This is a genomic window from Mesorhizobium sp. P5_C1 (assembly GCF_054049815.1).
This window is the reverse complement of the sequence record NZ_JBFULQ010000293.1, coordinates 1-6,960: the sequence shown is the minus strand read 5'-3', so window position 1 is coordinate 6,960 and position 6,960 is coordinate 1. Positions and strand designations below refer to the sequence as shown.

At 62.4% G+C, this 6,960-nt stretch carries 8 protein-coding genes and 1 tRNA gene; 2 read left to right on the top strand and 7 right to left on the bottom strand.

From position 1 onward, the window contains the following. Nucleotides 1-109: 109 nt before the first annotated feature. The 6 genes from ACXJ7R_RS20845 to ACXJ7R_RS20820 form a co-directional block, all read right to left on the bottom strand. Nucleotides 110-478, bottom strand: a complete 369-nt coding sequence (locus tag ACXJ7R_RS20845; protein WP_457153492.1) for a hypothetical protein — start codon at nucleotides 476-478, stop codon at nucleotides 110-112. Between the two features lie 339 nt (nucleotides 479-817). Then, nucleotides 818-1,651, bottom strand: a complete 834-nt coding sequence (locus tag ACXJ7R_RS20840; RefSeq protein ID WP_457153491.1) for a glutathione S-transferase family protein — start codon at nucleotides 1,649-1,651, stop codon at nucleotides 818-820. A gap of 21 nt (nucleotides 1,652-1,672) precedes the next feature. Further along, nucleotides 1,673-2,254: a VOC family protein gene (locus tag ACXJ7R_RS20835; RefSeq protein ID WP_457153490.1), complete on the bottom strand. Its 582-nt coding sequence runs from the start codon at nucleotides 2,252-2,254 to the stop codon at nucleotides 1,673-1,675. A gap of 170 nt (nucleotides 2,255-2,424) precedes the next feature. Continuing rightward, nucleotides 2,425-2,499, bottom strand: a tRNA-Glu gene (locus tag ACXJ7R_RS20830). Nucleotides 2,500-2,588: 89 nt separating this feature from the next. Then, complete coding sequence (locus ACXJ7R_RS20825) at nucleotides 2,589-2,996, bottom strand: VOC family protein (RefSeq protein ID WP_457153489.1); 408 nt, start codon at nucleotides 2,994-2,996, stop codon at nucleotides 2,589-2,591. Then, nucleotides 2,993-3,376, bottom strand: coding sequence for a fimbrial protein (locus ACXJ7R_RS20820; protein ID WP_457153488.1), 384 nt, complete (start codon nucleotides 3,374-3,376; stop codon nucleotides 2,993-2,995). The genes ACXJ7R_RS20825 and ACXJ7R_RS20820 overlap by 4 nt, the downstream gene beginning before the upstream one ends. A 26-nt stretch (nucleotides 3,377-3,402) precedes the next feature. On the opposite strand from ACXJ7R_RS20820, the gene ACXJ7R_RS20815 reads away from it, so the two are divergent. Together ACXJ7R_RS20815 and rpoH are read left to right on the top strand one after the other, a co-directional pair. Next, the gene (locus ACXJ7R_RS20815; RefSeq protein WP_457153487.1) at nucleotides 3,403-4,458 is read left to right on the top strand and encodes an RluA family pseudouridine synthase; all 1,056 of its coding nucleotides are present in this window, start codon (nucleotides 3,403-3,405) and stop codon (nucleotides 4,456-4,458) included. Between the two features lie 211 nt (nucleotides 4,459-4,669). Then, the gene (rpoH, locus tag ACXJ7R_RS20810; RefSeq protein ID WP_095089340.1) at nucleotides 4,670-5,581 is read left to right on the top strand and encodes an RNA polymerase sigma factor RpoH; all 912 of its coding nucleotides are present in this window, start codon (nucleotides 4,670-4,672) and stop codon (nucleotides 5,579-5,581) included. Between the two features lie 209 nt (nucleotides 5,582-5,790). On the opposite strand, the gene ACXJ7R_RS20805 is transcribed toward rpoH, so the two are convergent. Beyond that, nucleotides 5,791-6,690: an MBL fold metallo-hydrolase gene (locus tag ACXJ7R_RS20805; protein ID WP_457153493.1), complete on the bottom strand. Its 900-nt coding sequence runs from the start codon at nucleotides 6,688-6,690 to the stop codon at nucleotides 5,791-5,793. Between the last annotated feature and the right edge of the window lie 270 nt (nucleotides 6,691-6,960).

Sequence of the window (6,960 nt, the reverse complement as noted above, 5' to 3'; positions counted from 1 at the left end):
GCCTGACCTTGCCCGGCATGCCGAGGCGAGGCGCAGTCACCACTGAACCAGCATACCCCAAGAGCTGAGCGCACCGCCGTGGCAAGGCGGTTCCGGCTTCCCTGTCGCCTTACTTGGGAGACGTGAATTGCAACGTGAACACGTTGCCGGCGACCCCTTGCGCCAGCTTCGACGAGAAGGTCAGGGGCAGGCAATTCTGCAAGGCCGTCGTCGCCGCGTCGACAAATGATTTTTTCGCYTTGGCGTCGCCGTTCACATGGATGGCTGTCGGCCTCGGGGGGCCGATCAGCGTGCCGTCCCGCTTGAAGCTGAAGCTCAAGGTAACGCTGGCAGTTCCGGCATCCGCCGGCGGCGTCCAGCATGCCTGGATCGCAGCCCCGACATCGCTCATGGTGTTGAGTTCAGCGGCATTTGAAGGATGAACGGCGCCTGCCAGCATCATCCCCGCAACCACAGCCTGCCTCGCAACGCTTTTCATCGCCAGCCCTCGTCTCACTCCTGACCGGCAGTCCATGCCGACTGCCGAAATGGATGGTAAGGCCAACGCCGGCAATGACAATATCTCTGGGCAAAAAGTTGACGCCGAAAATGCAACACCGGAGCAATTCCATGAAAGGTGTGAAACGGGTTTTCCGTCTGGAATTGCGTTAAAACAAGAAGATAGGACGTCACATCGACAGTGAGCGAAAGCAAAAAGGCCGGCATTGCGCCGACCTTTCCTTCCACCTCGGCGCCAGTACATCTGTGGTCGCGGGGTGAATTATCGGTAGTAGACAGGGCTTTGGTTAACGAATCCTTAACCTGGCCCCCTTTAACCTCAGGCCTTGGCTTGCGATCTCACATAGGCGATGTAGCCGCGCACGTCGCCGGCAGGCTCGGCGTACGCCTTGCCGAGCTTCTTCTCGATCGCCGCCATATACTCCTTGGCCCATTTGGGCAGAGGATAATCGACGACCGCCAGGAACTCGAGCGTCGCCGCCAGGCGGATGTCGGCGATCGACGGGTTCTTGCCGCCGATGAACGGCTTGCCGTCCCTGAAGAAACTGTGGAAGACCTCCAGCGGCTCGGCAATCGCGGCCATCGCGGCCTTCTGGGCTTCGGACTTCTTGTCGGGGTGCGCGTCGCTATGGCCGACCTCGCCGGCATATTGCGGGAAGCCAAGGAACGGATAGGTGGCGCGCGCCACATAGGGGTAGAGCGTACCGACCAGATAGAACATGGCACTATCGATCATAGCCCGCTTGGCCGGCGCCTTGGGATAGAATTTCTCCAGCCCGTGCTTGTTCGCCAGATACTGCATGATGGCGCAGCTTTCCCACAACACGCCCCTGGGAAGGCCTTTGTCCTCGATCATCGGCGTCAAATGCGAGGGGTTTCGCGCCGTGAATTCGGGCGAGCGGGTGTGGCCCCACGCATCGGTCTCGTCGGCGCCCAGCCCGGCCGCGCGCGCGAACACCCGAACGGTCATGTTGTTGACGCTGGGCTTCAGCATGCTCAGCTTCACTGCAGGTTTCTTAGCCGGCTTCGCCTTGGCCTTCGCAGCGGGCTTGGCAACTGCCTTCACCGCTGGTTTTGCCGCCGCTTTGGCCGCCGGTTTTGCGGCTACCTTGGCCGCCGGTTTTTTCGCGCTCTTCGTTGTTGTCTTGGCCATTTGTTCCTCCCTCTGGTTTGTTCAGTATGGGTTCCTCGGTGCCCGGTCGTCCGACAAGGTTGCGCGGGAACGCTCGACGAGCGCCTGGATCGCATCGGCGAGATGCACTTCCGCAATGTTGTAGTCGCCGCGCCCGACACGCAGCCTGTGCGCTTCCATCAGCACGTCGGCATGGGTGAACCCCGCTGGCGGCTCGAAGCGGTAGGAGGCAAGTTCGATCAGCAGGCCGAGCGGATCCTCGAAATAGATCGAATCCATGAAGCCGCGATCCTTGACGCCGCTGTGCTTGATGCCGCGCTCGTCGAGCCGGCCAACCGCCTGCAGGAAGGTGACGCGCGACACCGAAAAGGCGATGTGGTGGACGCAACCCGGATCCGTCGGCGTGCGTCGCTTCTCCGGCGTGCGGCTCTCATCGGTGAAGATGGTGATCAGCCGGCCGTCGCCCGGATCGAAATAGAGGTGGCTCTCTTTTGCCTTGTCGAGGTTGGGCTGCTCGAAGATGAACGGCATGCCGAGCACGCCTTCCCAGAAATCGATCGAGGTCTGGCGCCCGGCGCCGACCAGCGTGATGTGATGCACGCCCTGCGATTGCAGTTTCTGCATTGGCCTTCCTCCCCGCGTGGCATCAACTGCCAGTCTGGACCTGCCCTGCACCCAGCGTTCTGCGCGCCGCTTGAGCCGTGCCTTAGGATCCACGCCGCAATGCTAATGCAATCGGCCCCGCCGCGCCAGAAGCGACGAGAGCAGAGAGATCGGATGATTGATGGAGAGAATGGTACGCCCAAGGGGAATCGAACCCCTGTTCCCGCCGTGAGAGGGCGGTGTCCTGACCGCTAGACGATGGGCGCGTTCAAGAACCGGCGATATAGGCTGACGGCTGGGAAAAAGCAACTGGGCTTCGCCGCTTTACCGCATCGCGGAAAAACCGGCCACAGGCCTACCGTTTCGGCTCGATCAGATCCCAGAGATTGCCATGCAGATCGGCGAAAACCGCCACCGTGCCATAGGGCTCGAAGCGCGGTGTCTCGCGAAATTCGACGCCCTTCTCCAGCATCGCCGCATGGTCGCGGGCAAAGTCGTCGGTTTCGAGGAACAGGAAGACACGGCCACCGGCCTGGTTACCGATGCTTTTCTTTTGTGCCTCGTCGGAAGCCTCGGCCAGCAACAGCTTCGCGCCGTGCCCGTCGGCCGGCGCCACCGTGACCCAGCGCTTGCCGCCGCCGAGATCGACATCCTCGACGAGGAGGAAGCCCAGCCGCTCGACATACCAGGCAATCGCCTCGTCATAGTTGGCGACGACCAGGGCGACGGTCGCGACGCGACGATATTCGGCGAACCCGGTCATTTGTTGCGGATTGCAAAGCGGCCGATCACACGGCGCTCTGTCATGTCGTAGACGAAGATCGTGCGGCTGCCGTCGGCAAGCTCGGTGTCTATGGACACGCGGTTGCCGGACAGCGACTGGCTGACCACCTTGGCCCCGACCGGCAGCACGATGTCGCCGCTGACTGGCTCGCCGGCCGGCGCCTGGATGTCGCCGGCCAGCGGCGGGTTCGCCGGCTGTGCGTTGCGCGCTTTGTAGACAAGGGCGCCGATCACCACCATAAGGGCAAGGAACAGCAGGCCGAGATTGATCCCGACGAAGCGGACGAGTTTCCTGCGCACCATTTCGACCTCGGGGTCGAGCGGTTTCTCCTGATCTTCCTCGGCAATTGGGCTGGCCATGGCAAATAGTCCGGAACGGTTTTTCAATGAGCGCTCATAGCGAAGAGGCCCCTGAATTGATAGAGGACCAATTCACAGCGGCGGCGCCCACCGTGCTGGTGGCGGGCGCGGATGCGGCCGGTCAGCGCCTCGACCAATGGCTGGCTGCGAGCCTCGGCCCGGACATGTCGCGCAGCCGCGTGCAGATGCTGATCAGGCAGGGCGCGGTTTCGATCGACGGCAAGCCGGTCGACGAGACCAAACGCAAGATGACGCCGGGCGAAAGCGTCTCGGTCGCCATGCCGGAGCCGGAACCAGCGGAGCCACAGGGCGAGAACATCGCGCTCGATGTGCTCTATGAGGACGACGAATTGATCGTCATAAACAAGCCGGCTGGCCTTGTCGTGCATCCCGGCGCCGGCAATTGGACCGGCACGCTGGTCAACGCGCTGATCCATCATTGCGGCGACAGCCTTTCCGGCATCGGCGGCGTGCGCCGTCCGGGCATCGTCCACCGCCTCGACAAGGAGACCAGCGGCGTCATGGTGGTCGCCAAGACCGATCGCGCCCACAAGTCGCTGTCCGAAGCCTTCGCCGATCACGGCCTGACCGGCGATCTCGAACGCGCCTATCTGGCTTTGGTCTGGGGCATACCGCAGCGGCCGACGGGCACGGTCGACGCGCCGCTCGGCCGCGCCGCCGACCGCGTGCGCCGCGCCGTGGTGCCGGAAGGACGCGACGACGCCCGCCATGCCGTCACCCACTTTACCGTGCGAGAGCGCTTCGGCGTCGATCAGCAGGAATTCGCCACGGCCAGCCTGGTCGAATGCCGGCTCGAGACCGGCCGCACCCACCAGATCCGCGTCCACATGGCGCATATCGGCCATCCGGTGATTGGCGACCCCGACTATGGCCAGGCCTTCCGCACCAAGGCCAACCGGCTGCCTGAACCGCTGAAAAGCCAGGTCAAGGCATTTTCCCGGCAGGCTTTGCATGCCTGGCTGCTTGCATTTCGCCACCCGACTACCCATCTAACGATGAGGTTCGAGGCGCCGATACCGAGGGACATGGAGGAACTCGTCGGCGGTTTCCGCAAGCTCTGAACCGGTCACCAACAAGCTTCAAGCTAGCCATCAAAAAACCTGACTGGCATTGTTCACTTCAGCGTGACACACTGTTTCGTGTTGAACAAGCGCCTGTCTTTTCTGGTTTTGTTCCTGTATATATCTGATGTCGCGGGCGAGCCTTTTGGTGCTCGCGTCACATGCCCGCCGCGTTTCGGGGGCATCACTCCAATAGAGAGGGGGCGCTATCATGGCCCAGTCACTACCCAGTATTGTTTCCGGCGAAGGCGGCCTCAGCCGCTACCTGGAAGAAATCCGCCGCTTTCCCATGCTGCAGCCGCAGGAAGAGTACATGCTCGCAAAGCGTTATGCCGAGCATGAGGACACCACGGCCGCGCACAAGCTCGTCACCAGCCACCTCCGGCTCGTCGCCAAGATCGCCATGGGCTATCGCGGCTACGGCCTGCCGATCGGCGAGGTGATCTCGGAAGGCAATGTCGGCCTGATGCAGGCCGTCAAGAAATTCGAACCGGAGCGCGGCTTCCGCCTCGCGACTTATGCCATGTGGTGGATCAAGGCCTCGATCCAGGAGTACATCCTGCGCTCGTGGAGCCTGGTCAAGATGGGCACGACCGCCAACCAGAAGCGCCTGTTCTTCAACCTGCGCAAGGTGAAGGGCAAGATCCAGGCGCTGGATGACGGCGACCTCAAGCCCGACCAGATCGCCGAGATCGCCACAAGGCTGAACGTTTCCGAAGCCGAAGTGGTGTCGATGAACCGCCGCCTGTCGGGCGACGCCTCGCTCAACGCCCCGATCCGGGCGAGCGAAGGCGAATCCGGCGAATGGCAGGACTGGCTGGTCGACGACCATGAAAGCCAGGAAGAGATGCTGATCGAGCAGGACGAGCTGGAAAACCGGCGCGGCATGCTGTCGGGCGCTCTTGCCGTGCTCAACGAGCGCGAGCGGCGCATCTTCGAGGCTCGTCGCCTCGCCGAGGAGCCGCTGACCCTGGAAGAGCTGTCGGCCGAGTTCGACATCAGCCGCGAGCGCGTGCGCCAGATCGAGGTGCGCGCCTTCGAGAAGGTGCAGGACGCGGTCAAGGCCGCCGCCAAGCGCCAGACCCAGGCGCTGCGCACCATCGAGGCGCAGCCGGCGGCTTAAGGCCAGCTCGGCAACAAAAATACAAAGGCGGCGTCAGGAAACTGACGCCGCCTTTTTTGTAGCGCTGTCTAGAGCAATTCCAGGAAAAGTGTGAAACGGTTTTCCCGGGAAAAGCGCATAGCGCTTTCCCTTTGGGAACTGCGTCAAAACAAAGAGATAGAGCGGTTCGGCGTTTCCGTGAAACGGTGAACCGCTCTGGCGCCGTCAGGTCAAAGCGAGTCCAGCGGAAATTTCAGATACCGCCGGCCATTGGCTTCCGGGTCCGGCAACCGTCCGCCATTCATGTTGACCTGCAGCGCATGCAGGATCAGCCTCGGCATCGGCAGTGTCCTGTCGCGGGTTTCGCGCAGGGCAACGAAATCAGCCTCGGTGCGCGCGGCAACGAGGTGGGTATTGCTGGCCTTCTGCATCGCGACCGTGCTTTCCCACAACGGCTCTCGTCCGCCGGGCTGATAGTCATGGCCGACGAAAACGCGCGTCTCGTCCGGCAATGCCAGGATGTCCTGGATCGAGTGCCACAACCGCGCTGCACTGCCGCCGGGAAAGTCCGCCCTCGCGGTGCCGCTGTCGGGCACGAACAGCGTATCGTGGACGAAGGCGGCATCGCCGATCACATAGGTGATCGAGGCCAGCGTGTGCCCGGGGGAGAACAGCACGGTGACTGGAAGGGTGCCGATCCGGAAGGTTTCGCCTCCTCCGAACAGCCTGTCCCATTGCGAACCGTCGGCGGGAAAATTCGGCCAGTTGTAGATCGCCTTCCACAGTTTCTGGACGTCGACGATCCTCTCGCCGATCGCCGTGGGCGCGCCGGTCTTCTGCTTCAGATAGTGCGCCGACGAGAAATGATCGGCATGCGGATGGGTATCGAGGATCCACTCGACGCCCAGCCCCTGCTCGCTGACGAAGTCGAGCAGAGCATCGGCGCTCTTCGTCGCCGTGGCGCCGGACCTCTCGTCGAAGTCGAGGATCGGATCGATGATGGCGCATCGTTTCGTCGCCGGGTCGGCGACGACATACTGGATGGCCCCGGTCGACTTATCATAGAAGCCGCTGACCTGCGGCCTGGCCAAAGCTAGGTCCAATTTCAGCTCCCCCAACCCTTGATGCATGTCGCCCAAAAGTGGCCCCGGCTTTGGGAGAACGACATGCATAACAACTCAGACCTCGGCACGCCGTCTCAATCCGTTCAGAAACGACGCGCTTTGGTCGGCAGGAATGATTTTCTCTACCGGCACCCAAGGAGAGCATGGTTGCCCCCTCGCGCGACCCAGTCAAGTATCATTTCGCCCGCTGCGGCGAGAAAGCCAAAAACCGTTCCGAAGCGCTCAGGCGGATGGCTGCTTGGTCTTCCTGAGATAGGGCAGGATGGTCTCGTAGGC

Excerpts from the sequence above, each read along its gene's own strand:
- ACXJ7R_RS20820 (WP_457153488.1), bottom strand. The coding sequence starts at position 3,376 with ATGGCCAGCCCAATTGCCGAGGAAGATCAGGAGAAACCGCTCGACCCC.
- ACXJ7R_RS20815 (WP_457153487.1), top strand. The coding sequence starts at position 3,403 with ATGAGCGCTCATAGCGAAGAGGCCCCTGAATTGATAGAGGACCAATTC.
- ACXJ7R_RS20825 (WP_457153489.1), bottom strand. The coding sequence starts at position 2,996 with ATGACCGGGTTCGCCGAATATCGTCGCGTCGCGACCGTCGCCCTGGTC.
- ACXJ7R_RS20840 (WP_457153491.1), bottom strand. The coding sequence starts at position 1,651 with ATGGCCAAGACAACAACGAAGAGCGCGAAAAAACCGGCGGCCAAGGTA.
- ACXJ7R_RS20805 (WP_457153493.1), bottom strand. The coding sequence starts at position 6,690 with ATGCATCAAGGGTTGGGGGAGCTGAAATTGGACCTAGCTTTGGCCAGG.
- rpoH (WP_095089340.1), top strand. The coding sequence starts at position 4,670 with ATGGCCCAGTCACTACCCAGTATTGTTTCCGGCGAAGGCGGCCTCAGC.
- ACXJ7R_RS20835 (WP_457153490.1), bottom strand. The coding sequence starts at position 2,254 with ATGCAGAAACTGCAATCGCAGGGCGTGCATCACATCACGCTGGTCGGC.